Source organism: Mangrovibacillus sp. Mu-81 (assembly GCF_036867415.1).
In the GTDB taxonomy this organism is placed as follows: Bacteria; Bacillota; Bacilli; order Bacillales; family Bacillaceae_B; genus Rossellomorea.
Genome location: NZ_JBAJHU010000001.1, coordinates 128430 through 154955, shown reverse-complemented (window position 1 = coordinate 154955; position 26526 = coordinate 128430). Strand labels below are relative to the sequence as shown.

Annotated in this window: 24 protein-coding genes; 4 read left to right on the top strand and 20 right to left on the bottom strand. The window is 40.2% G+C overall.

Features of this window, described 5'->3' with window-relative positions; genetic code table 11:
• Window positions 1-91 precede the first annotated feature (91 nt).
• On the top strand, window positions 92-418 hold the full coding sequence (locus V6B33_RS00740; RefSeq protein ID WP_334215830.1) for a hypothetical protein: 327 nt from the start codon (window positions 92-94) through the stop codon (window positions 416-418).
• A gap of 839 nt (window positions 419-1257) precedes the next feature.
• On the opposite strand, the gene V6B33_RS00735 is transcribed toward V6B33_RS00740, so the two are convergent.
• From V6B33_RS00735 to V6B33_RS00720, 4 genes are all read right to left on the bottom strand, one after another.
• Window positions 1258-1479 (bottom strand): hypothetical protein, encoded by a 222-nt coding sequence (locus V6B33_RS00735; protein ID WP_334215829.1) that lies wholly within the window; start codon window positions 1477-1479, stop codon window positions 1258-1260.
• A gap of 156 nt (window positions 1480-1635) precedes the next feature.
• A complete protein-coding gene (locus tag V6B33_RS00730; RefSeq protein ID WP_334215828.1) occupies window positions 1636-1866 on the bottom strand; it encodes a hypothetical protein in 231 nt (76 codons plus the stop codon).
• Between the two features lie 3 nt (window positions 1867-1869).
• Window positions 1870-2256, bottom strand: a complete 387-nt coding sequence (locus V6B33_RS00725) for a hypothetical protein (protein ID WP_334215827.1) — start codon at window positions 2254-2256, stop codon at window positions 1870-1872.
• 371 nt (window positions 2257-2627) lie between these two features.
• Window positions 2628-3899, bottom strand: a complete 1272-nt coding sequence (locus V6B33_RS00720; RefSeq protein WP_334215826.1) for a DNA-methyltransferase — start codon at window positions 3897-3899, stop codon at window positions 2628-2630.
• Between the two features lie 95 nt (window positions 3900-3994).
• Here V6B33_RS00720 and V6B33_RS00715 point away from each other — a divergent pair, with 95 nt between their 5' ends.
• Both V6B33_RS00715 and V6B33_RS00710 read left to right on the top strand, forming a co-directional pair.
• Window positions 3995-4270 (top strand): helix-turn-helix domain-containing protein, encoded by a 276-nt coding sequence (locus tag V6B33_RS00715; RefSeq protein ID WP_334215825.1) that lies wholly within the window; start codon window positions 3995-3997, stop codon window positions 4268-4270.
• The gene (locus V6B33_RS00710) at window positions 4257-4925 is read left to right on the top strand and encodes a restriction endonuclease (protein ID WP_334215824.1); all 669 of its coding nucleotides are present in this window, start codon (window positions 4257-4259) and stop codon (window positions 4923-4925) included. The genes V6B33_RS00715 and V6B33_RS00710 overlap by 14 nt, the downstream gene beginning before the upstream one ends.
• Window positions 4926-5024: 99 nt before the next feature.
• Here the strand turns inward: V6B33_RS00710 and V6B33_RS00705 are convergent, their stop codons facing one another.
• Window positions 5025-7181: an AIPR family protein gene (locus tag V6B33_RS00705; protein ID WP_334215823.1), complete on the bottom strand. Its 2157-nt coding sequence runs from the start codon at window positions 7179-7181 to the stop codon at window positions 5025-5027.
• 429 nt (window positions 7182-7610) lie between these two features.
• Window positions 7611-8507, bottom strand: coding sequence for a glycerol kinase (locus V6B33_RS00700; protein ID WP_334215822.1), 897 nt, complete (start codon window positions 8505-8507; stop codon window positions 7611-7613).
• Between the two features lie 156 nt (window positions 8508-8663).
• Here V6B33_RS00700 and V6B33_RS00695 point away from each other — a divergent pair, with 156 nt between their 5' ends.
• A complete protein-coding gene (locus V6B33_RS00695) occupies window positions 8664-9242 on the top strand; it encodes a hypothetical protein (protein WP_334215821.1) in 579 nt (192 codons plus the stop codon).
• A gap of 141 nt (window positions 9243-9383) precedes the next feature.
• Here the strand turns inward: V6B33_RS00695 and V6B33_RS00690 are convergent, their stop codons facing one another.
• From V6B33_RS00690 to V6B33_RS00625, 14 genes are all read right to left on the bottom strand, one after another.
• A complete protein-coding gene (locus V6B33_RS00690; protein WP_334215820.1) occupies window positions 9384-13682 on the bottom strand; it encodes a glycoside hydrolase family 66 protein in 4299 nt (1432 codons plus the stop codon).
• Window positions 13683-13750: 68 nt separating this feature from the next.
• The gene (locus V6B33_RS00685; RefSeq protein ID WP_334215819.1) at window positions 13751-14467 is read right to left on the bottom strand and encodes a ThuA domain-containing protein; all 717 of its coding nucleotides are present in this window, start codon (window positions 14465-14467) and stop codon (window positions 13751-13753) included.
• Window positions 14464-15594: a Gfo/Idh/MocA family protein gene (locus V6B33_RS00680; protein WP_334215818.1), complete on the bottom strand. Its 1131-nt coding sequence runs from the start codon at window positions 15592-15594 to the stop codon at window positions 14464-14466. Before V6B33_RS00680 ends, V6B33_RS00685 begins: the two co-directional genes overlap by 4 nt.
• Window positions 15595-15607: 13 nt before the next feature.
• A complete protein-coding gene (locus V6B33_RS00675) occupies window positions 15608-16675 on the bottom strand; it encodes a Gfo/Idh/MocA family protein (protein ID WP_334215817.1) in 1068 nt (355 codons plus the stop codon).
• A gap of 317 nt (window positions 16676-16992) precedes the next feature.
• Window positions 16993-17589 (bottom strand): class II aldolase/adducin family protein, encoded by a 597-nt coding sequence (locus tag V6B33_RS00670; protein WP_334215816.1) that lies wholly within the window; start codon window positions 17587-17589, stop codon window positions 16993-16995.
• A gap of 16 nt (window positions 17590-17605) precedes the next feature.
• Window positions 17606-18841, bottom strand: coding sequence for a 3-oxo-tetronate kinase (otnK, locus tag V6B33_RS00665; protein WP_334215815.1), 1236 nt, complete (start codon window positions 18839-18841; stop codon window positions 17606-17608).
• A gap of 31 nt (window positions 18842-18872) precedes the next feature.
• Window positions 18873-19802, bottom strand: coding sequence for an NAD(P)-dependent oxidoreductase (locus V6B33_RS00660; protein ID WP_334215814.1), 930 nt, complete (start codon window positions 19800-19802; stop codon window positions 18873-18875).
• A gap of 81 nt (window positions 19803-19883) precedes the next feature.
• A complete protein-coding gene (locus tag V6B33_RS00655; protein ID WP_334215813.1) occupies window positions 19884-20552 on the bottom strand; it encodes an aspartate/glutamate racemase family protein in 669 nt (222 codons plus the stop codon).
• A gap of 40 nt (window positions 20553-20592) precedes the next feature.
• Window positions 20593-21420, bottom strand: coding sequence for an energy-coupling factor ABC transporter ATP-binding protein (locus tag V6B33_RS00650; protein ID WP_334215812.1), 828 nt, complete (start codon window positions 21418-21420; stop codon window positions 20593-20595).
• The gene (locus tag V6B33_RS00645; protein ID WP_334215811.1) at window positions 21417-22280 is read right to left on the bottom strand and encodes an energy-coupling factor ABC transporter ATP-binding protein; all 864 of its coding nucleotides are present in this window, start codon (window positions 22278-22280) and stop codon (window positions 21417-21419) included. The genes V6B33_RS00650 and V6B33_RS00645 overlap by 4 nt, the downstream gene beginning before the upstream one ends.
• Entirely contained in the window at window positions 22277-23026 is a 750-nt protein-coding gene (locus V6B33_RS00640; protein WP_334215810.1) for an energy-coupling factor transporter transmembrane component T family protein, read from the bottom strand. The genes V6B33_RS00645 and V6B33_RS00640 overlap by 4 nt, the downstream gene beginning before the upstream one ends.
• 158 nt (window positions 23027-23184) lie before the next feature.
• Window positions 23185-23802 carry an ECF transporter S component gene (locus V6B33_RS00635; RefSeq protein WP_334215809.1) on the bottom strand — a complete coding sequence of 206 codons (618 nt, stop codon included), beginning with the start codon at window positions 23800-23802 and terminating at the stop codon, window positions 23185-23187.
• Window positions 23803-23831: 29 nt separating this feature from the next.
• Entirely contained in the window at window positions 23832-25352 is a 1521-nt protein-coding gene (locus tag V6B33_RS00630) for an amidohydrolase family protein (RefSeq protein WP_334215808.1), read from the bottom strand.
• 60 nt (window positions 25353-25412) lie between these two features.
• Complete coding sequence (locus tag V6B33_RS00625) at window positions 25413-26438, bottom strand: nucleoside hydrolase (RefSeq protein WP_334215807.1); 1026 nt, start codon at window positions 26436-26438, stop codon at window positions 25413-25415.
• Window positions 26439-26526 lie beyond the last annotated feature (88 nt).

Here is a 26526-nt window from a genome sequence, read left to right as displayed (position 1 = left end):
TAAAAAATGTAAATTAATGTAACGAAAATGCAGGTTCTCCAAAGCTAAGTGTCGAAATAGGAATTCAGCAAATAATGAGAGGGTGATTTTATTGAAGAAGAAATTGTCTTCAGGTGAGGAAGCATTTATTAGGGGATGTATGAAGGTTATATTAAAGAACGACACATCCAAAGAGCACCGATTATATGAGCTGAGAAACGGAGTACGTAAATATGTAGTTCATAATAGACCTCATGAAAAATTGGTTTATGAAAAAGGAGAATCGGTAAAATGTATATGCATTGTTAGCAGTACATTCATAACTGACTTTCACAATAAGGCTGGTAATGATGACTTAACTAAGCCTTGGATTCGAAGGGGGTTAATTAGCCTCATAAGACATGGAGAGAAAATATCTTATTTATTATATAAAAAATGAAGTCAGATAAATATTATACAATTGTAGTTATTATCTACTTCTAATACTGTAAACTAAACTGCTTTAATAAGAGAAGCTCCCCAAAAATATAGCTTCTCTTTTATGAATACACCATTCTTCAATGCCCGGCAGAAGGGTCTGCTAGAGCCCTCCAAAAAACCTACTGGTATTAGCAAGTTAATTTCATATTACTTATCCTAGCATGATATATACAATCTCTTCATGAATTACCTATTAATTGAAACTCACATCCCCATTCTTCTCTGAAAATATGAATGTAGCCTATACTCACATACTTCTCTAGTAAACTCATAAACAATCCTCTCAAACTGTTCTGGAACTACAAACTGCACATCAAACTTACCACCTGCAAACGACACAAGCCCTTTCGAATTCTCACTCCACTTACTCATAGGCATCTTAGCAATCAAACCAGCAACCTTCTTCTCATCATACACCCACATCTGCTTAACTTGTTAAATACGCATGAAAGAATGGAGCAACCTCTATAGCAGTTATAGGCTTATACCAATCAGCTGGTCCTCTTTCAAGCATGGCCTTTAATAACACCATCTTATAACTTCTACTCATACTTCGAATGAAAATGATTTTTACAAAAGCTTCTTTAGATCAATTACATAAATAGGATTTACCATTCCTCCTAAATCTAATTTATGTGTAGCATTAGGAAATTCTTTTCCACTAGTAGCTAATGACTTTTTTGTATTTCTTTTATGGCTATACTTCTTGATTTCATCACTTTCTCATCTTCCTCTGAAACATCCCAACCCACTATACAATCGATTTCATCGAATAATTTCTGTTCATCATTAAAATATCTAAGAATGTTTGTTTTTCAACTCTGATTTAAATTCGATAACAATCTTTTTTCTTCCCCACTTAGCATATAAGTCATATCTACCTTTATACCCAGAGGTCAAGAATTTCAGATAGCTAATAATTCCCTTTGCAGCTTCTTCATAAAACATGGCACATACTTGCGCTTCTTGGCCTTTAGGTGATTTTTCGAATAAAGTATTTCTATTATTTAGATCTACCATATCACCTATTTCACCAAATACTTCATCTCTATCCCATTCATCTCCAAAATTACCTGAATCTCTCGAAACATATTTGGTAACATACTTTAAGTAACTGTTAAAGATTTCCTTGGCATATCCTTGTAATATTAATGCTTGTCTGCCATGAATTGATTTTCAGCCAATATCAAATTTAAGACTAGAATCCTCAAACAAAATGAACATGTTACCCCAATATCCTGCGTAACCAGTTTTGGGATGGTTAATCACAATACCTGTTGGCATCCCCTTTACTGAAGTATAAATTCCCGCTTGAATTAGCGCATAATGATAGTTCTCTGTATATTCTTCATCTTCAATTTTGTCTTCTGTTATTAAACCATATTCCTGTGTAATTTTATCCCACATAGCTCATCCTGGCATAAAGTAAGAATAAAATTTAATTTTCCTATTGGAATTGTGAACAAATTCTCCTTTATAGTTAATCACTTTTCCAAATAAAGCTTGTCGCTTTTCTGCATCTGTTTTTAAAGCATCTTTATAATGTGTTTTAAAATATTCTAAGTCAATTTTTTCGTGTTCGTTAAGCCCTTCTGTCAATATAAAATACTTAAACGGAAGTTCTTCTTCAAATTCTTCTCCATTCTGATCAATAAATTCAAGGTTTATTTTAATTTTTATATCATCTTCCCATAATATTTTTGTCTTCCCTATCGAGGTCCTAGTTCTTAATACGTACTTCAACTGGTTAAAAGTTAAATCAAAGAATGGGAGATCCGTAACATTCTTTAAAATCACCTCAGTACCTTGTATTGGGTCTGTTATTTCATTAAGTTGTAATTTTAAATCAGCTTCAGAATTACTGTTTTTCCAAACTGCAGCATCTTTAATACTAGCTTTAAAAGCTCACTTCCCATTTCCAGTAATGATTTCGAAATCATTACTATTAAACATAACAAAAGTTAAACCTACTCCCTTTTCTCCAACTGTCGAACTATCACTTGTTTTATTTGAAGAAAACGGTTTGAGTAACTTAGGTAGATCATCAGGATCTATTCCTATAGTCCCATTAATAAGAGTTAATAAATCAGCTACTTTCAATTTTAAAATACAGTAAAAAAAAGACTTCCGCCTAGAAGTCTTTAATGAAATTATTATATTATTTATTTTTAAAAATCCAGCGAAATCTGATCATTGTTTTTATTATATATCTCTTTGTCATTTCCTTCATTTTTTTCTTCTCTAAAATCATCATCTGTCCACAATCCATTTTTCTTTCGTAATTCCTTAACCTTGTATGGAAATAATTTATCTTTCTCTTCATAAACCTTATTAAAAAGTTTTATGTCTTTATCTTTGTGTACTATCCTTTCTTTAATGATTTCACAATTACCTAACTCAAACCCAATCCATTTACGTCCTAGTAATTCACTAACAGCATAAGTTGTTCCACTACCACCGAAAGGATCTAATACAACATCTCCCTGTTTTGTGCTCATACTAATTACCCTATCAAGTAATTTAACGGATAACTCGTTAAATTTCCTGTTTTTAGAACTACTATGTCTTACCGGATAAATATCGGACCATACATCAGATAGAGTTACGCCATTAGGATTCATTTTGTTCTTATACCCTCCGTAGTCTTTTATTTCTTTACCGCAATGAGGGCAAGTTTGTAGTGGGATTCTTTGTATGTTAAATGTTTTAGGTTTATCCCCTTTAACGTAATACAAAAGGCTGTAGTTTGCTGGATAAAGCCTATTCTGGATTGGTAGTCCAAACTTCATATCAACCGTAATCCAGTTTCTGAAATTCATTCTTCCACTGAGGTACTCTGAAAGATATGTGTTCCACTTCGGAATATTGTAAACGAACAATGAACCGCCAGGTTTCAAGACCCTTATACACTCGTCAATCCAATTGTAGTACCAGTCTAGGTATCCACTAAACGTATTTTTGTCATTTACCCCCTCATCATATTCCTTGTCTAGATTAAATGGAGGATCTGCAAAAATAGTATCCACGCTTTCATTTGGAACTTGTTTAAATAATCTTAAACAATCACCTTTATATAATTTTCCTAAATTAGATTCAAAATATGGACCAACTAATGAGTTATTATCGGATAAATTTCTATTAAAACTTTTGCCTTTATTAAGTATTCGGGCTATCTCTTTTGTATTACTAATGAATACATCCTCGAATCCTTTTGGTATTCTCCCCAAGGTTAATTCTAACTCCATATAAGACATATCCAAGTAACTTAGTAAGCCTTTCAGTACCCTTTCATCAGTTGGAATGATACCACTTTCCTTGTAGGCAACTAAATCCTTCTTATATATTTTAGTATTTTTTAAATAAGCATACATTTCATTTTCAGTATGCCCATATTGCTCAGCTTTATTTTTCACTATGTCAAAAACAGTAAAATAACGCAAAATTATACACCTCATGTAACTTATAGTCTGTAGACTTATAATCTACACAATTATATCATTCATTTTAAATAGCCGTCAATTATATAGGAGGAATTATGTCTGACAATATTAGATCTTTATTTGGTCAAAGGGTACGTCAAATTAGATTATCAAAAAAAAACTTTTCACAAGAAAAACTAGCATTTGATAGTGCACTCCACCGAACCTATATTTCTGATATTGAAAGAGGAACTAGAAATGTTTCTTTAGATAATATTGAAAAAATTGCTAATGCACTAGATGTTCTTCCAAAAGATTTACTAGATTTTACTACATTAAATCGCTTTGAACAAAGAGAAAATGATGTTGGGGGAAAAAATGAAAATAGATAAAGAATTTATGACTGATGAAGCAAAAGATTTATTAGCAAAAGATACATTATTAAAGAAAGCTTATGAGGAAGTGAAAAAATCAATTTGTTCACCTATCTGGCCAATAGAATCTGAGATATTTTCAATTAACAACACTGAAAAGAATTGTAATGGTGTAGTGCCAATAAAGGAATTATGTTATTCCATGCTTGAAGATACATATAACTGGTTTAGAGAGAAACCTTTAGATGTTCTAAAGTTAGAAAAGAAAAAAGGTGGGCCAATAGACGTTTATAAAGAGTTTGTTTTTGAACAAAGCAAGGATTCTAATCTCTACACTGTAATTAGACGCGTAGGTATGGAATTCGAAACTGGAAACATCAGTTCAGCTCATCGTTCAATGAATAAACTATTATTAGGTTTAGGACGAGAAGAAATTAATTTGGCAATTATTTTAATGCCTATTAAAGAACTCGCCTATTATCTTACAGATCGTGTTACCAACTTTGAGGAGTTAGAACCCTATTTTGAAATAGCTGAAGGACAGCCATTTATTTTTATTGGTTTTAATGCTGATGCCTATAATCCAAATGTGCCTCTTATCCCAAAAGGTAAAGACGGAATGTCTAACCGTTCCATTAAGAGATGGAAAGACCATGTAGATAAAAATTTATAATTTTATATCATTTCGTAAAACTACATATAGCATGTATCTTTTTAAAGGTAATGGGAAGAAAAACTATTTTCTTCCCATTACAGTTACAACACACATCAATCATAAAAACTTTTGTACTTCTAGTACCTTATTTAGATCTTCCATGGAGTTAACTATTATTCTGTTTTTAGAATCCGTGTTATCTTTTGCCCAATCTCTAAACTCATCTTTATTATATAGGGTGCTTGTATATTTTGAGTCAAATGCATTAAATTCGAAAGATACTATTAACTTTGTATAGTATGCAATTCTAAAAAGAAATTTATCTGTTGCCTGTAATTCAGGTTGATCTTCATAAAAATGAACATTTGAACGGTAACCAATAGAATGTTTCTCAGGGTTAAATATGCTTTTTACCCAATACTCGAAGAACTCTTCCGCTACTTGATCACCCTGTATTTTTTTGAAAAACTGTTGGAGTTGAAGTTTTTCAAGCCTGCTTAAATTTTCTATATTAGATAGTTCAAAAGTTTCTTCACTATCTAATTCCTCACTTAATCCAGTTTGAACTACTGCTTTCATCTTTTCATATAAACTTTTTATATCACTTGGACTTTTGAAAATGTTTACAGTCGTCTTTTCCATTTCTTCGATTTCTTCTTTTAGACTACTTAGTAAAATTGATAACTTTGCTGAAATATCAACTTTTTCAATAGATTCTTTAATTTCAAGACTTTGCCTAGCAATATTTGCAGGACCAATTAAATCGAATATTATTTTGCTCAGTAATTCTTTACCATATATCAGTATAGCTTTTTCGTCATCAGCAGTTACTTGATTAGAAAGGTCTTCAATTTTTGAATTAATATTCCTTTGAATTCTAACACAATTCCATACATAATAACTTGTTGTACTTGGATTAAATAATTTTTTATATTTTGAACCGTTTAAATCATCATATATTATGCTTATTTCCCTTCTAGCTTGTATGGTTGAATCGATATCAGATGCAAAAGCAAGTGCTCTAGTTGCCTCTTTCAAATTAAAAATTTGGTCACCTTCCTGATCTTCATCTTCACTTCTCATTAAATGATATGTAACACCCTTTATTGCTAGGTCTTGTTCAATTTTCTTTTGCAGTGGATCTAATACCACAAAGTCCCGACTGCCTATACTATTCTGTCTATTATTTTTTGTTGTTACATCAGAAGCAAATACTTCATCTAAATAATCTGTTCCATCTTCGTCGGTTCTCTTAATTGATATAATCCTCAAAGGAATCATTACCTCTGCTAACTTTTCTTTTATCTCATCCGACCCTTGGCCATGTTTCCCAATTACACCAACCGTTTGGGCACCGTTAACTATACTAATCCCTTTACATTCGAATAAGCCCACAGCTCTAGAAGTTCCATAGATTCTCTTCTTATCTACTTCTTCACAGACTAATGTAATTCCATTATTATAATACCAAAATAATTCTGGTTCAGTATCTAAGGTTTGTTGCATTTCCTTATTAATTTCTGTGGTGCCCAAAACTTTACGAAGGTTATAATCAAATAAAGTATTCCCATAACTTTCCCATAGTTCAGCTATCTCGACAGCATTAATTTGGCCATAAAAAGATTCCATGTCCCCCTCGTATCTTCCCCAGTCTTTTAAATTTATCTCGATATCTATTGTTCTTGAAGAACCATGATTATGGAGGGATGCATGAAACCTCTTTTGATTCATCATTTCAAACTCTGCAACTTCTCTATGGTCATTAAGGTCATCTAATAAGTCTTGGAACTCTCTTCTAGAATGTGAAGACAAATTAGTTGCTGTATAAGCAAGAATAATTTTAAATTTCAGCTTACTTTTTTTTAAATAACTAATTATATCTTCCTTTTTTTCATTAACTTTTTGATTAAACTTGTCGAATTTTAGATTAATCAAATCTCTGACACCAGTTACGAATTTCTGCACCTCACCTAAATCAGGTTCACTGCTACCAGACGCATTAAACTTTGATTGAACTAGGCAAAGCTCGTTTGTATCAGGGTGATAATAAATCAAATCAATCCCGTTGTCATTTGAGCCATCAACAATAAATTTGACAACTTCATTTGTGTCAACACTTGGATAAAGGACGTTAATACTATAAGCGGATAATGCTCTGGACAAAAAATTCTTTTCTACTTCTCCTTGATCTCCTCTTATATCACCTAAATCTATTTTATCTTCATATTCCTCTGTAAGTTTTTCTTTTATTTGACTAACTTCAAGAAGACCCAAAATAATCCCCCATTCACTATTTTAAATAAATTTTAACACAACATTTTTCTTCATTTACAATAATTTCTTTATCATACTTAGAAAATGATAATGCATCCTTCAAGTAAATTATCAAGAAGGGTTGATCATTGAAACTTCTTTAATTTAATTGCTCTCATTTCGATATAGACTGTTCTCTTGGATTAGTATCTTTGAAATCTTTATTAGTATAAACAATCATACGACTCTCCCGATTACTCTCTAAACCACTCTTTAAAATACTGCCTCAGCTCGGGGTCCATGCAATACACATAACACCTTATTTTCCTCTAATTATTAACGTCCAATACGTATTTACAAATAATTTTATTACATTTACTTTATTTTGTAAGTCGCAGTAGAAAACAGGCGATATTCTCTGCACTCCCAATCAATACTATTCAATATTTTTCAATAAGCCTTAATCCCAAACATTAATAACTTCTTAGGGAAAATATCATCTAAGTTCTGAATATCAGTATCACGCAGCTCAATCAAATTAAAGTCATACTTGTGATAAATCCTTAACTTATCTTGTTTCCTTGCAGCATACTTAGGATCGTTTTCCATTCCCCAATATTCTATGTATACTTTACCGACTGGCAGATAGAAATCAGTGTATACGTCTTCCTCAACCGGTAGTTTCCTTTCATATGCATGCACAATTTCGGACATGTACAACCAGTTATCGATTAGCATCTCTGCTCTCGATCTAACATAATGACCATCAGCCGCTCTGTGTTTAGCTTCGAACTTTTCTCTAAACTCTAAAGGGTTATGATTGGCAGCCTGAGTCACTTCTTCTGTATCATTTCCCTGCAGCTCTTTCATGGTTTCTACCAGTCTCTTATTCTGCAATATACTGGTTGGCCAGTTTACATAGGGCACACCTGTTTTATCGTATTCAAACTGTTTCCCGCCTAAGCTTAGCCCAAGCTTCGTTACTGTCCAGCCTTTGAGTCCCTTTTGAATAAAACCAAGTTCAGACAGGATTGGATTCATTTTAAGCTTTGAAACCTCAAAGAGTTTACTCAAAGCAGTTATATTTAGAAGTTCATCCTTACGATCAGTTTTAAACATGCTGTGATCTTTTATCATTTCATCCCATGCAATATATTCTCCAACTTTGGGATGCCTCTTAATTGTGCCGCCTAATTGCTTACCTTTTTCGGTTAACACCCATTGATCATCCACTCTATTAATCAATCCATTAGCAAGGAAAATGTTAAACGTTTCCTTTACATTCGTTTTTAATTCTTTTGAAAGTGCGGTGGTTGAAACATATTTCACTTTACTTGTAGTAGTCATCCTATCCCTCTCTTACTAATTTATGTTAATTATATAGTACTTCTTATTATTGCAGAGAACAACCGCAGTTTATGAGAATTAAGTAATATAAAATGTAATATTATGTTAAAATAAACGGAGTATTTTACTAGAAAAGAATAAATCGAGGAATCAAGAATGCCTATCGCTGAAAGAGATTACTGGAATGATGACCGGTATCGGCCAAGAAACAAGAAGCCTCCAAAGTGGTCCTGGGGCGCAATTGGACTCGTCCTGATCGCCCTGTTTGCCAGCGGCCTGCCCATGAAACTTTATAATGAACTGTACATCCACCACGACCAGAAGATCAGAACCTACCTGCAGGAGCGTGAACAATACTTCAGCTCAAGCGACCAAAGTTTCAAACAGCTGATGACAAAAGTAAATGAAGCAAACGGAGACCTGAGTTCCCTCAAGGTGCAAGTCAATGAGACAGACATCATGCTTAAACAAAACTACCTAAAACTCATGGACCTAAAGCCGCCAAGAAATTTTAACGATCTCCACACCAAAACAATGGAACTGTACGTGGTCAAGCAGGCAGCCGTCGACTATCTCGTTTCCTCATCTCAGTCGAATACGTATCATCATGAAATCCTGTCGACCTACATAGAAGAAAGCAATATGAAGTTGAGTCAGCTGCAGCCACTGATGATCGAAGGGCTCCAGAAAGCGGATCTGCGATATAAGATCAATCAGGATGGGTCGCTTACGTAATGGGTGAAGGAGGATTATGCAGGGAGTTTGGAGTAAAGAGCAATCAATAGAAGCGCGAGATATACCCCGCGCATCCGAAGAGAAAGCAGCAGCTTACACCGGTAAGCTGCTGCTTTCTTTTACAATATTCCACCAAAGCTTTTACTTCTTAATCTTAATCTTCGAAGGTTTATCCACCTCTACCCCATCACGATCAATCACAAGAATCTCCCAATACTCCAAGCTCGGAACAGTAATGACCAATTCTTCCTGATCCCAGCTGTACTCAAGTTCCTGCATCATCCCTTCTCGTTTGTCAGGGCTTGCTGCATAGACTTTCAAATCTGGCAGTTCTTCTGCTGTTTGTCCGATCGGGTGTCTGACCGTCAGCTCTTTTTGAGTTTCAGGTTTAGCAGCTGCGTTTCTCCAATTAGAGTCGTTGTTTAATAGATTGATGAGGTGAACGACCTCATAATCTTCAAAACCTTTATTATCCTTGTTATCTCTGACAATGGACCATATGCTGTTCTGCTCGCCGTTGTTACTCACATTGACTTCTTTTCCGCCGGTCTCGACTTTTACTTGTTTATTATTCTGGGTGCTGTCGAACAGGATGTTTTCATAGGCGGTGAAGAATTTGTAGTAGTCTTTCATTGATTCTTTGAGTGATCCGCTCATTTTCTTGCTGCGGTTCGGATAGTATTCGTGAGCCAGCATGTTTGGCCCTTCGTCGAATTTTTCGGCGGTGCCGATTTCGATATGGGTCGCACCCATGGCGGCGAGGCCGGCGTCCATCAGGCGGACGGAAGGTTCGTCGAATAATCCGATGGTCATGCGCCGCAGGTGGATCGTTCCTTGTTGTCCTTCCTCCTGCTTCAGCGTGATTTCATGCTCCCCTGCCGATATCTCAGGAAGTACGACATATCCGTCTTCGCTGTATGAATCGATGTTGCCGGTGCTTTTGAAGACGACTTTGTACGGGTTTCCGTTCTCATCAAGGACTGGCTCGCCGTCGACATAGATGGTTCTTTCCGTATCGCTTCCGGCATTGGCATACGTGAAGATGAAGCTTGTTTCCCCTTTTTCAGCGACATCGACGTCAAAGGTCACTACATCGCCGGCATGCCCGAAGTTCAACAGTGTATCCTTATAAATGTGCATCGGGGATAAACTGTCTGCTGTTTCTGCATGTACCCGCTGATTTCCTATTTGGAGATAATCCAGCTTGACGCCGTCATCGTCTATATCCTGGACTTCCATCCTGATGATATTCCGGCCTTCTTTCAGCTGAATATCCTTCATTTCGAGATCTTCCCAGCCATCAGAAGCTGAAAATACGATTTCGGCCACTTTCTCTTTGTTGACAAAGACTGCACGTTTGGCCTCTCTTTTAGAAGCTGAATCATTGTTGTATCTCCATTTCAGATCATATGAACCGGCTTTAGGCACTTCGACGGCAAAGTTCAGGAAGTCTCCTTCATCCTTGAAGTCATAGATATGCCCTGTAGTGGTGGTGATCCCGTGGCCTTCAGGGGCAAAATCAACTTCCTCGACTTGATACTCCACGCCCCCGGCAGTCATACTGTCGAGATTGATGTATTCCCCGTTTGATGCCATTTCGAAAATGACTTCATGTTCTCCTGCCGACACCTTGGCATTGATGGTTTTCTCCACCATGGCTCCGTCCCAGCCTCCCGAGGTGCTTGAGAACACCGTTTCGGAAACCGTCTTGCCGTCCACATATTGATTATTGGAAGGGATCAATTCCCCGTCCACATAGATGTTGATATGAGGGTTGTTCGCCGTCCTGTATTTAAAGCTGAGTGTATCTGTTTCGTCAGTATTGTTGACGTTGAAAAGGACACGCTGGCCTTTGTTTCCGAAGTTATTCGTATAACCCGGGTCGATCGATACCTCACTTGTAATTGTAACGACCGGAAGCCAGCCGATTTCCGCTTCTTCTGCTTCGATTACATTGGTTCCGGATTCAACTTTATCAATTGAAATGCCTGATTCTTCTGTTTTCCCTTCCATTTGAATGGAAAGGGTATTTTCCCCGCTGTACAGATAGATAGATGCTTCCGCTGTTCCCCATTGACCTTCTGCAGTCGGAGGCAGCGACAAGATGCCGGCTTTCTTTCCATTTACGAAGATGCTTCGTTTCGTCTCTTCTCCAAGGTTTTTATATCTGACCGAAATGGCTGTTTCTTTCGATTCCCCAGCATTCATCGGGAAGGAAATGTAGTCTCCCTGTTGTTTGAAGTCCGTCACTCCGGCGTCATCCACTTTTACGAGCGGCTCCTGTGATGGTTCCCAGCCGACTTCGGCTTTCTCTGCCTGATAACGGTCTTCTCCTATGGAGAGGTAGTCGATTTTAGCACCTGTATCATTGACGCCCTCCGCTTTCAGTTTTATCTTGTTCTCACCCGCTTTGAGCTTGACTGCGGTCTCTTCCGTGGATTGGAACGATTCCCATCCGCCTGTCGGATCCAGTTGGATGGAATCACTCGCCAGTTCCCCATTCACATACAGATGGCGGCTGACCGCTGTACTTTCGACTCCGTACTGGAAGCGGGCCGGATATGTTCCGGCTTTGGCAGCATCAACGGTGAATTCGATGAAATCACCATCCGTCTCAAAATTGTACACATGTCCATGTTTATCCACTTTACTGCTGATCAGCTCTGCATCTTCTGCTTCATACTCTTTCTCATAGTCTGCTTTTTTAAGGACGAGACTGTCTACGTTCAGCCATAATTGATTTGTGTTCAATGAAAGCTTGATTTCATTTTCCCCTTCATGCAGATCGACTGTCAGGCTTGTTTCAGCAATCGGGTTCCCCCATCCTGTCTTTTCAGTGAACGGAATCGAGTCTTTTACGAGAGCGTCATTTACATGAATTTTCCCGACAGGGCTTTCCCCGTTGTCATGTCCATACTTAAGGTCTACCGTATAGGTGCCGGACTCAGGTGCATCGACCTTCCAGATGATTTGGTCTTCATCTTTCATTCCAAAATCCCCGACCCATCCAGGCACCTTCTGAATCCGGGAGATGAATTGCTCCGATTTAGGTACGCCTTCTACATCCGCCACGTCGTAATGCTCGCCGGTAGCCTGCTTGTAGTTCATGTATCCGGCAATGACGACGGCCTTCCCGCCGTTCGTTTCCCTTGTTTCTTCCACTACCTTCAATAAGTCTCGGTAGTGATCTTTATCCTGCCAGATTTCACTGTAATCAAAGTCGGTCTTCGTAGACGGCCGCGGTACGTCACTGTATCCTTCGTTGCCCCCGACCATATTGAATGTGACGAAGTTCTTGGAATCATTGTTTTCGCTCAGTGAGCCCTTCACCGAGTTGATGAGAGAATCATAGTCTTTCGAGAAGTGGCGTTTATTGCCGTCATAGTCATATAGATAATCGTTGTCATGGAATCCCCACTGATCGAGGTGCATCCCGTCGAACCCGAATTCATTGACGCCCCTCACAAACTCCCGGTTGATATACTCCTGCCATTCGGCGTTCCCTGGGTCCTGTAGGTACAGTCCGGTCGGCGGGTTCACCCAGTCAAAATAGAATCCTTCCTGATCGCTTAAAGAAGGGTCTGGGAAACTCGCATTCTTCTTATACAGTCCCCATTCCTTCTTCACACCGTAAGCTTCATAGTTTTCCCTTGCGGCATAGTTCATTTGATAGGCCATGGCTGCTGCATTATATTTCTGTGCTGCATCGATCTGCTGCTTCACCGTGAGTGGATAAAGCTTTCGGCCAAGCAAGTCATTATATGCGGTATCTTTATCGATATCTTCCGAGATGAAGTTACCGTCCTCATCAAGCACCGGGTTTCCTTCACTGTCGGTTTTGGAGTAGACGGATACATCATGGCGCCACATCCAATCATAGAATTGGAAACCATTCAAATAATACTCCTGGGTCAGCTGCTTCATCTTCTTTTCACTTTCGGCTGTCGATTCTTGAGGGAATTCGGTTGCGTAACCATAACGGGGATACTGGGTCCAGTCACTTGAGACGTCGATGGCTGCCGTGACGATTTGGTCGGACCCCTTGAATGAGGCTTTCACTAAATATCCTTTGAAATCATCTGACGGCGGTGTCCAATCCACTTCAATCCCTTTCAGGCCTTTTTTTACGTGGATCTTCTTGCTTCCTTCTGCCACCTTCTCATTCAGATGATAGACTTCAAGTTTAAGATCGCCTTTCCACTCTTTTTCGGTGTTGAATAAGAGGGACAGCTTCACTTGTTCGCCGGGATTATACCTCGATTTGTCGACCAGGAATGCAGAGATCGGTTCTGCCGGGAGATTCTTTTTGGCAGGTGCTTTTTCCACGGCCTCTTTATTATTTTTGGCCTCAGCGTCTTGGGGCAGCGTGAATGATGTGAGGGCAAGGTTGATGGCGACCAGACCGGCCAGGGGCAGTTTCAATTTACGATTAATATTCATTTCCTTCCTCCTTTTTATATTGATTAAAGAATTGGCAAGAGCTTAACCTTGCCAATTCACATGTTGATTTACCTGCTCTCAAGCGGCTGGACATTCCCTAATTTCAGAACAGGGGAGTGTTGTTCAGGACTTGCCCATTTAACAGCATTCCTGATCACCTGCTGAATGTCTTCATGATAATACGTAGGATACGTCTCATGCCCCGGTCTGAAGTAGAAGATCTTCCCTCTTCCGCGTCTATATGTACAGCCGCTCCTGAACACCTCTCCTCCAGAGAACCAGCTGATGAAGATGAGTTCGTCAGGCTTCGGGATGCCAAAGCGCTCGCCGTACATTTCTTCTTTCTCGAGTTCGATGACTTCTGGGATGCCGTTCACGATTGGATGGCCTTCCTCCACGACCCAAAGCCTTTCTTTATCATCGGCTTCGCGCCACTTCAGTTCCCCGGTCCTGGTTCCCATCAGCACCTTGAAGACTTTCGAGTTATGGGCAGAATGCAGCGGGATGAATCCCATTCCATCGAGGATCCGTTCCTTTACTTTCTCCACAATGACATCACTCACTTCGTCGTGGGCGATATGCCCCCACCAAATCAGGACATCGGTTTCGTTGAGGATGTCGTCCGTCAGCCCGTGCTCCGCTTCATCAAGCGTGGCCGTCTTCACCTCAAATTCTTCCTGCAGGAAACCGGCAAGCGCCTGATGGATGCCGGCAGGATAGATCTCCTGTACAGCCGGATTCGTTTGTTCGTGTCGATGTTCATTCCAGATTGTCACTTTGATCATTGTGATTCCTCCATTTTCTCCAGTTCTTTTACGCCTGCTTCTTTTCTTAATTGGTCGGATAAGAGAACGGTATCAATCACCCGCTGTACGGCATAACCGTCTTTAAATGTCGGCCTGTCCAGTTCTTTTTTATCAAGAATGGTGTCCACCCATTTCCATATTTCGTTCTTTTCCGTTGAACGCCAGGGGCGGAATCGTTCTTCAGAAGGCTGTGATGCATCGTTCCATGGCACGATGTTTTCCAGATTGATATCCTTCCAAGGCCCGCGTAAAGGTGCATATCTCAGCCTGTTCCCCAGCTCACTGGAAAGAAGCTGCAACGCCCCTTTCTCACCTTTCACCATCAGATCGATTGTCTGGTTCCGATTTCCCTGGGTGGAAACCCAGCTAGTATAAAAGGATCCCCGGACTCCGGACGGAAACGATGCATGGAAGAAGGCGGAATCCGCAGCGCGATCCTCATCTGCTGATTCACACAGTCTCTTCATCCTGCCGTTCTCCAAACACGAAAGCGAAGCTGATACTTCCTCGATTTCTTCACCGAGGATATAGTGGACTGCGTCGATGAGATGCGAACCGAGGTCGGCGAGCACACCGCCTCTTCCCCCGGCAGAACACGTGCCGCGCCATCCCGGCGGCCCAGATAATCCGTAATCACCGGAATACTCGAACTTTCCTTCATATACCATGCCAATCAATCCTTCTTCAATCAGTTCCTTCAACCTGACGACGGCAGGGTTCTCCCGGTACGTAAAATTCACGCCGTGGATGATGGCGTTTCGTTCTGCCGTTTCCCACATCGCATATGCCTGCCGGGCATCCATCGCCAATGGCTTTTCACACATGACATGGATACCCTTCTCTGCAGCCAGCACGGCAATGTCATGATGACTTGCATTCGGGGTCACGATGCAGACTCCGTCGATGTCTTCTTCCAGCATTTCTTGATAGGAATTGAAGCTCGACGGTATATCGTACTTGGCAGCAAGTCTTTCTGCATTCGTTCCTTTTCGACTGCAGATGGCCTCAACCACGACGGAAGGATGACGTTTCAAAATGGGAAGATACCACAAATCCGCAAATGAACCTGCGCCGGCGACGGCAATCTTTACTTTTTGATTACTCATAAACGTCTCCTTTCTATTCATCTATGTTTACGGACTGACCCGTTTCAGCTGACTCGATAATACGCTCCAGCACTTTTTGATTTTGATAGCCATCATGGAAATCTGGGATCCCTTCTTGCTTCTGACCGGTCACTAAAGCGGTGAAGTCCTCCAGCTGCTGACGCTTATAGCCAGGCGGAACCTCCAGGATCTCATTTGTTGTTTGAAGTTCTTTCCCATCAACTAAACTGATTCGGACTTCATCCGGTTTTTCACAATTGACGTGTATCGTCCCGATATCCCCGTACAATGTCACTTCATGCTGGTTCCCCGAACCGATCGCGTTCCTCGTCGTAACGAATGTGCCCACCACATCATGCTCAAGCTCCGCGTGGAAACTGGCGTAATCGTCGACTTCCACTTTGTGCATGCTGCCGCTTGCCGGATCCCTGCGCTCAGAGACAAAGGTTCTCATTAACGCAGATACTGATTTGAATTCCCCGACAAGGAACCTTGCGCTGTCAATCATATGGGCACCGAGATCACCCAAGGCCCCCGTACCGGTAACCGCCTTATTGAACCTCCATAAATAGGGGACTTCAAAGATCGGCGCACCGAACGACTGAAGATAGCGGACCTCCATATGCCGGACGGTACCGATCTTGTTTTCTTCTAGCAGCTGCTTCGCATATCGAAAAGCCGGTATATAACGGTAAGAAAATCCGACCATACACGGAATCGGTGTCTTCTCATAGCGTTCCGACAGATATTCCGCTTCCTTGAAATTCAAGGTGAACGGCTTTTCTGCCATGATTGGTTTCTGATGTCGGATGCACAGCTCCAATACGCTCGCATGCAAATCATTCGGTACAATCGAAATGATGGCATCAACATCGGGATCCCGGATGAGCGACTCCATCTCATCGAACCGCTTCTCTTTCCCGATCCCCTCTTCCTCTCCCACCTTATGCAGAAGTTCCTCGTTCACATCGCATAATGCGCTTAAACGGAGCTGCTCCAGTTCAGAGATCATCCTCCGGTGGGCATCCGCCATGCCGCCGAGCCCGATCAAGCCGACCCTGATCACTTTATTCACTGTCATGTTCCTTCCCCCTTCCATTCTTACTTCCTATTGTAAAGAGAACCCTTCGACACTTGAATAGGTTAAATGAAAGCGCTTAACTTATGACACTCAATCGTGTATATAAAACACTCTTTCGCAGAAAAAAGCAGCTCGGTCGATAACAAATTTTGTTATGAAGTACAAACGTCTAATTAACAAGCGATATGGTTAAGCTATTCTCAGGCGAAAAAGAATCTTTTTTACATAAAAAAATGGTCAGTGGCTGATGTGCCTCTGACCGGTTTTTTATGGCGTTTATTCAATTAAAGCCCCATTACTTTTATAAGGATATCCTCTTATGGAAGCTCTGTATTTAGTTTTCGAAGCTCCCAGGCAATGTGCGCACTTTCCTCTAATTCTTCTAAAGCAAAAAATGCGTCCATGATACTTTTTCCTGGTACTACTGGGCCATGATGGCTCAACATCCATCCATCACTTGCATGTACGCGTTTTTCAAAAACGTTAAACAATTCTTGACTACCAGGTTTTTCAAAAGGAATTAAGCCAACGGTTCCCAGTTTCATTTTCAGGTATGGAGTATGATCCGGCATACAATCCGATTCATTTAGGCCAGGCAGACAACTCCAAAGCACACTATACGTGCTATGCACATGAAGAACTGCACCAGTATCTGGTTTTGCTTTGTATACCGACAAATGTAACGGCCATTCTTTGCTTGGTTTTATTTCATCATATTGCATTCCATCCATGTCCAGTACAGCAAACTCCTCTGGTTTCAGATTTCCAAAGCATGTTCCAGTAGCAGTAACATACATTTTGTCTTCATGCAGAAAACTTAGGTTCGCAACACTCCCGCTTGCTTTACCACGTTGAAAGAGACTTTTGGCAACCCAAATAGCACCTTTAATCTTCTGATCTAATGTTTGCTCCATATTTACCACTTCTCTCTTATGTTAAAGATAAGGCTTGAAGGAAAAAATCAGATTTTCCAAAGTTTCCGCTTTTAAACACCATTCGAATACGATGATCTTCTATTGGTATCATGATAGGTATTCCTGGTGAAATACTATCCCCAATATGGTATCCCTTGTATCCAAGCTTTTTTGCCACAGCTCCACTCGTTTCTCCGCCTGCAACAATGATTCTGTGAAACCCAGCTTGAACAGCAAGTTCTGCTAAATCTGCAGTTGCTTTTTCTAATCTTCCTGCAACTTCTTCTTTCCCTTTTTGTTGAATATCCCGTACATTCTCAGGTGTGTCGCTGCTGTATACCAGGATTGATTCTTCTTTGTTTTGAGAAATCACATTCCAAATCTTCTCGACCGATTCTTCACCGGAAATCAATTTAAGAGGATCTATAAAATAGGTTTTACCGCCTGATCTTTGATATTCTGTAATCTGGTTTCGAGTCGCCTCACTGCAGCTTCCTGCTAATAGTAACGCAGGTGAATGAGAACGTTCAAATCTATCCGCTTCCGCATTTTCCTTATACATTTTCGCCAATGGATAGGCAAGGCCGCTTCCACCAGTTAGTAGTTTGAGTTCTCCAAATAACTGTACCAGCTTTTCCGCGTCTTCTTCTTTCTCGTAATCTGGTATGATATATAAATGCGAATGCTTACTTTGTGTTGTTATTCTTGTAATTCGTTCATTTACTTCTTCCTTGTATAAAGCGTCTGACATTTTCATACTGGGAAATTTGCTTTGTGCATCCATTAAATGAACCAGATCACAATCCCACATTGGTGTAAGCGGATGATCCTTCATCGGACTCTTATGCAATGGAACTCCATTTACATATAAGCATCCTTTTTTAACAATACGTCCATTTACCGGAAGTGCAGGACAAAGAATTGTATATGGAACTTCCAGCTCTTCCAATACTGCATCACAAATTGGTCCAATATTTCCCTCAGGTGTAGAATCAAATGTAGAGCAATATTTTATATAAAACTGTTGTGCACCTTGCTCTTTTAACCAGGCGATCGCCTCGAGTGAATCTTTAACAGCGTCTTTTGAATTTTGAGTACGTGTTTTTAAGGCAATTACACATACCTCTGCCTTCGGAACCTCATCAATTTCAGGTATTCCAGTGTATAAAACTGTACTAAGTCCGCCTTTTACAAAGAAAGAAGCGATGTCACTGCCACCGGTAAAATCATCTGCAATAACACCAAAGCGCAATAGATTCACCCCCATCCTATGTTTCTATGTATTACTTTACCAATTCAGCTTCTGCTTCTTCATAGTTCTTTTTACGTACCTTTACACCCAATAAATCTTCAAAGTAACAGATCATTGCATGTTTGTAGAAATCACCTTGTCCGTTTTGTAATGCAAGTTGATACGTTTGCATGGTTCCACTCAAGGTTGGAAGTGGAATTTGGTATTTCATTAATACTTCATTCATACTTTCCATGTCTTTATATGCTCTTTCAAGTGAAAAACTATGTTCAAAATTCCCTTCTAAAACCTTGGGAATCAATGTTTTTGAAGCAAAACTTGATCCAGTTGCCGTCATTAATACGTCACCGAGTTTCTCTGGATCTAAACCAAGTTTCACTCCAACCGGTAATAGTTCACTAAAGCTTGCACAACAAATATTTAATACACAGTTATTAATCATCTTCGTAAGTTGTCCAGCCCCGTTGTCACCCATGTAGAGTATCTGTTTCCCCATCCGGTCTAGCATAGGTTTGACTGTGTTAAATAGTTCTTCATTTCCGCCGCACATGATCGTAAGTGTTCCTTCGACAGTTGTTCTTGGATGACCGGAAATAGGACAATCCATATACTCAATTCCATTCTCTCTGCAGGTTTCTGCCACTCCGACTGCACCTAAATAACTAATGGTGCTAAAGTCGACAATCGTCTGACCTGGCTCCATATATTTTAGTAAGCCGTTCTCTCCGACTACAACCTTTTTTACAATCTCTAAGTCTGGCAGACAGAGAAAGATATAATCACTATCTGCTGTATCTAAGATATTCGTTGTGGTTTTAATCCCTTGTGTATTGAATTGCTCTAATGCATGTGGATTTGCATCACACACCAGATAATCATACTCGCCTTCTTTTTCACCTTTTGCAAGATTTAATGCCATACCGGTGCCCATTACGCCTAATCCAATAAAACTTACTTTCATTGAAATCTCTCCTTTTTGTTTTGAAATTATTTCAAGGAAGTACTGTAACTGATCAGTTCTCACTTTTGTATATTTCCGTAACTAAGCGTTTACTTTATCCCGTTCTAATGCACTGATGACCACTTTTACCGCTTCTTTCGGACTTGTTAACACCGGGAGTCCTAATGTACTCGTTTCAACTTCTGCAAATGCCTGTGTGATCTGGGCAAGAATGATTACTTCGCATCCTCTTTTTTGCAATTCCACTGCCGCAAGACGATTCAGATGATTATGTTCTTCCTCATTACCAGCCTTCAATTCTGTCATAGCCTGCGTATTAATTTGCGTATCCACTTCAACCTCTTTCCCCAATTCATTGGCAAGCTTCTCTAATTGGGCTTTTGTTGCTGGTCCGGATGGTGCAGTCGTTGCCACAACGCCTATTTTTGTATAATGAGTAACTGCCTTTTCTAGCATAGGGCGATCTACCGCAAAGATCGGTACTGATATAAATGGCTTAACAGAATCCACTACAGGGGTGAGTACGGTGCACGCTACGATAATCGCATCCACTCCCGCTTCCTGTGCTTTACCGGCCATATTGACAAAATCCCGAAATGATTTGTCATCGATTCCATTAATTTGGTTAGCATGATACTGGATATTTTCATCAACAAAGTTTAAAACCGTTACTTCTGGTGCCAGTCGTTTAAAGGCTGCATTTAAAGGCGGTACAGCATTACAAGTTGCATGTATAATACCAATTTTCATTTCGATTCTCCTCTATTTTTTGTCGTTAGAGAGTTTCATTTTAGAGAGTAACCTTTACCTTACCTGATGTTTTTTTTAGTACATCTATCATTTGATTTATATCTAATACTTTTTCATTGAAATTTAATGTATTACATAACCGACTGATATGAGGCTGTTTTAACATCGCTTCTTCCAAGACACCAAGATTCCAGAAAATATCTTGCTTGTGATTATCCTCAACTACTCTCTTATTTGCCATCACGATGACACGTTCAAAGTTATTAACGACAAATTCCATATCATGTGTAATGGTAATGATCGTCTTCCCTTCTTGAACCAATGAATCAATAATGTACCCCAGTCTCTTAATGGCTTGAGAGTCTTGACCAGCTGTTGGCTCGTCCAGGATAATCGTATCTGTATCCATCGCAATGACCGAGGCAATCGTGACAAATTTCTTCATGGAATAAGGCAAGTTATACGGATGGATATCTAAGAATGACACAATCCCTGTCAGTTCTGCTGCCTTCGTGACGTTTTCTTCAATCTTCTGCTCTGAAAATCCAAGGTTTTTAGGCCCGAACCTGATTTCACTTTTTACATTTTCGTGAAAAATTTGATCATCAGGGTTTTGAAAGACATAACCTACCTTTTTAGATATCTGAGCTGTTGTATAATCTTTTGTATTCAAACCGTCGATGATCACATCACCTTGTGTAGGCTTTGTTAATCCATTCATCATTTTCACTGTTGTCGTTTTACCGGCACCATTTTGTCCAACAATGGCTACTGATTCGCCCTTTTCGAAAGACATGCTGACATTTTCAACAGCTTTAAAACCATTAGGATAACAATAGGTAACGTCATTTAAAGTTAAATAGCTCATGATTTCACCCCTTGTAATTCGATCCATTGTTTCATCACTTGAACGGAGTCTCTTTCAGTAATGGGTACTCTTTCTGTATGCATTTTGTGTTTCCGCATTTCTAAATCTAATAGCGTATACTGGGTTAATCCTAAACCATAGTCCTGTGTATCCTCTTCAGAAAGCACTTCTTCCGTTCTTCCTTGTTTCTTAATCTGTCCATCCTGAAGAACGATCACATAGTCCGCATATTCAGCAATTAACTCGATCTTGTGCTCTACTAAAATAATTGTTTTTCCTTTTTTCTTCATGATATCGATTACCCTGAATATTTCCTCCGTACCTTGTGGATCCAACTGTGATGTTGGTTCATCAAAAATGAGGATATCCGGCTCCATTACGATAATCGAGGCTAAAGCCACCCGTTGTTTTTGTCCGCCTGACAGCTCATTCGGGTTTTTGTTCTGTATATACTCGATGCCCAGCAATTGAATGATGTCTTGAACTTTCTGTCTGATGACGTCCACTTCCACCCCCAGGTTCTCCAGTCCGAAAGCGATCTCGTCAAAGACCGTTTCCTTCACGCCGCTGATCTGGGTAAATGGATTTTGAAACACAAACCCCACTTTCTGAGCAAGGTCACTTGGATCCCAATCTTGAACATCCTTCCCATCAATCAGCACTTCTCCAGTTCGTTCTCCCTTGAAAAAGTGGGGAATGAATCCCCGGATCACATTGCAGAGCGTTGTCTTCCCTCCGCCGTTCACGCCGGCGAGCGCATAGAACTTCCCGCTTTCAATCGTAAGATTCAGATCATCCAGGACTTTTTCACTGCCGGTAGGGTACTGGTATGATAGATTCCTAATTTCAATTCCACTCATAAGAAAAACCTCCAGATCAAGATTGAAACAAATACAATCACTAACACTGCTCTTACCAAATGATCACTCTTCTTCTTTTCTAAATGGTGCAGGCTTGTCTTTTTGGCCCGGGCTGTAAACGCTCTGGATTCTAACGTGATGGCTTTCTCGTCTGTGCTTGAGAATGAAGACAAGATCAGCGGGGTTAATGCTGGTACAAATGCTTTCATTCGGATACTGAGGCTTCCTTCCGTTTCAACACCGCGGGTTTTTTGTGCATCCATAATCCGCAGTAACTGCAGCCTCATTTCGGGGATAATATTCAGTGCGGCAGAAAGGACATAGGTCGCTTTTGGCGAAACGCCCATTAATTCTAATGCCCGTGATAAATCATTAATTTTGGTAATCTGAAAAAATAACACAATGGCAGATCCCACTGCTAATATTTTGGAGGTTAGTTGTAAACTGAAATTGATTCCTTCTTGTTTAATGGAGAATATGCTCCAGGACCATAAGATGGTATCTCCCGGATAGAAAAATGATTGCAAAAGAAAAATCATGACAACAATCGGGATCAATCCTTTTAAGACGAAGTCTGCGTACAGCTTTGTTTTTCCAGCTGCCATTGCAATAATTAAACACAGCACGGGAACCAAATAGGAATAGATATAACCTGGAAACAGTAACGGGGTCATCATCAAAAAGGCGACAAACAAGAATTTAGTAGTTGGATAAAGATTTAGAATGAAGCTTCTTAGTTTTTCCATATGTGTATCTCCCCTATCATAGTAAGGTTCATATTCCACTGATTCATGGAAAGAATCGGATGAATGCTTTCAAGCCCTCTTGTACGAGATAATGGGGTGAGTGATGCAGTGACCGCAGATTTATCAACATCTTCACCCCATACCTTTATGAAATGCTTTTAAGCTCCAATTTTAGTATTTTTATTATTGTGAGTATTAAGATATAAGTGACCGTATTTTTGTTTTGACAGGTATTGATCTGACATCTTCCGAACAATCATATAGGCAACCATGATCGAAAGGATTTTATCAATACTTTCAACAAATATCTTCTGTGTAAATACTGCTGTCCATATTTCTTTGCCTGAAGCTAAAAGGACGGCAGTGATCGTATCTGATCCAGTTCCTGAAGCTCCACCAAACACGATAACCGTTGTCGGGGTAGCGATTAATATGGCAACGATTGCCACAATAAAACCTGTAAAGGCAACCTTCCAAACATTTTTTGTCATCCCCTTTTTTGCCATGAGACCGACAACAATTCCTGAAGCCATCGCAACCGGCATAAACGCCAACTGAGTAGGGTTGAATATCCCGAATATTAGTTTGGAGACCCCTCCAGTTACTGCCCCAACCCAAGGACCAGCTACCATCGCAACAATCATCGTGCCAATTTGATTTAAGAAGAGAGGGATCTTTAATAATTCAACCAATTCTCCAGCAACTACATTAACGGCAACACCAATGGGAATGAGCAATATGGAAATAAGCGTAAAATCCTTTGTTATACTTTTCATCTTTTCTCCTCCTTTTTATATGGCTTTTACTAAGTTTTAATTTCTTCAGGCATTCCTTGCTCATGAGCAGCATCCAACCTGCTGCCAGCTTTTCTCTCCCCAAGATGATGATGAAATTTTTTATACATATTGGTGAAATACGGCTCATATTCATTCGCCAATTGAATACTTGCCTGGCTTTTTTCAACAAGGGATTCATGTTTTCCCTTTACTGCTTGGAGTACCGCCTCTTCATCGAATGTAACAATGTTGCGATTCTTGAGAACCCATTCTCCCTTGACCATGACCGATTCTATCGAATTCCCATTCTCGTAATATACAAGCTGAGAGATAAGATTTTCGTTCATAGCCAAAGCAGGTGAGCGTTTGGTTAGTAAAACAAGGTCCGCTTCATAACCTTGTTTTATTTTTCCGCGCTTTTTCTCTTCACCCAATAAATGTGCTCCGCCAATTGTAGCCATTTTCAACACATCTATTGGTTTCAGCCATTCTTGGAATTGAGAATGTTCTTGCCGGCTGTGCATAACAGCTATTCTCATTGCTTCAAAAAGGTTATGGGAGATCCCGCAATTGGAGGAATCTGTCCCCAAGGTCACGTTCATTCCTTTTTGCAGATAAGATGATACGTTCGCTCTCCCGCTGCCAAGCATCATATTGCTGACAGGATTATGAACAAGAGAAACACCATGCTCAGCTAACACCTCTGCCTCATCATCTTCAATCCAAATGGAATGGGCGGCGGACAACTTTCTTGAAAGCAATTGTTGATCCCTCAGTCTGCCAATTATCCCACCCGAAAATACAGAATCCCCGACTTCCTTTTGAATTTTTGTTTCGAGAAGATGCGTATGAACAAATGCCCCTTGTTGTTCACTTAATTCTTTACATAACGCCAGCATTTCCTCGGAACATCGCTGCGGAGCATTTGGACCGATTAAAATTTGAATTCGATTATTTTTATCATGCCAGTTGTTGAAAAGAGTGTGATAAAACGCTTTCATTTCTTCAACTGGTATCGGTGTTGCTTCGTCTAGTTTTCTCTTTCTGTCGCTCGGCAACTCAACTGGAAGAAAATGATGATCAGGTACATCATGCATCATGGGAGCAAATCCGACTCTAATCGATGAAGCCTCATATGCTTTAAGTGCAGCCTCTGATCTTTTGATATGCGGAAAGTGATCAATACAACTGGTAACACCGCTTTTAATCATATCTATTAAACCTAAAAGTACTGCATTGTAAATATCTTCATCATCAAGTGAATAACCATATGCTGTTGTATAAAGGGACCATATTTCCAATGGAAAATGGCTCGTTGTTCCTTTTAACAGATTCGAATAGGAATGATAATGAGCATTTGTCATACCAGGCATTAAAATCATTTCAGATCCATCGATTGTTTCATTGGCTCGAATTGGGGGTTCACTCCCAGGGCTGTGGGGGATCACTTCTTTTACGAGTCCATTTTGCACCAACACACTGCCCTGGATGATACCTGCATCATCATCATCCATCGTTATAATTGTGGCGTTTGTAATGAGAGTTGACATTACGTGACTCCTTTAAGGACTAATTATCTAAATATTTAGATATACTTTTCCGTAAAACGATTATTTATGCGGCTCGGCATATTGTGTTTCTAAAGTAGAAATACGTTCAGCAAAACGTCGTGCCAATGTCTCTCCCTCAACATCCATCAGGATGGAGGTATTGGGTTCTGAATGACCCCACTGTCCTGAAAACTCAGTGACAGTCTGCCCAGCTGTAAGTTCCCCCGTTGTCTCGATCGAAACAAAAGCCGGCTGGACCTCAAAGAGTTCAGGCCAAAGCGCATAGGCTACGGCTGGTACGTCATTAAAGAAAACGCCTGTCTCTGTTTCTGACGATTGCTGGACCGCAATGTAAGCCTTGCGCCGGAATTCAGCGGCCTCTAGGAGGAAAGCTCCTGGACGAGTATTCGTATCCCTGATGCGTTTAAGATTTTCTTGTGAAATTCTCACCTTCGTACATACATCGAGACCTACTTGAACGATTGGAACACCCGAATCGTACACTACCCTTGCAGCCTCAGGATCAGCTGCCAGATTAAAGGACGCCACTGGGGAATAGTTTCCGGCAACCCGGACTGCACCACCCATGACAATAATTCTTTTCACTTTCTGAGCGATACCAGGGTCTATAGAGAGAGCCAGCGCCACATTTGTTAGTGGACCTATCGCCAAAATAGTGATTTCGTTTGGTGCTTCATTACAAAGCCTCACAATCTCCATTGCCGCATACTCCCCCGCCTCAGATACGGTAGGATTAGGGGCCTCGACTCCGCCAAAACCATTATTGCCGTGAATGTGCTTGGCAAAGTGTGGTTGACGTATGAGTGGTTTGCTGGCTCCACGGTAAACTGGGATATCCGTTCTACCTGCTAGTTCGAGTAATGAAAGTGCATTATGCGTCGCAGTTTCCACCTCAATATTTCCATGCACAGTCGTCAAAGCTTCGATACGCAGTTCCGGAGACGCGAGTGCAAGATAGATTGCGGCAAGGTCGTCGACACCCGGATCAGTGTCAATAATTACACGTTCCACCATCATTTTAATTCCTCCTTTTATATCTTTTATAGAGAATACCGAGACACACACATTAGCACTAAACCCTCACTGGAATAAGGTTTCGTATGTATAAGGGGCCCTAATCGGTCCCAACGCCTTCGATACTCTGCTTCTATTA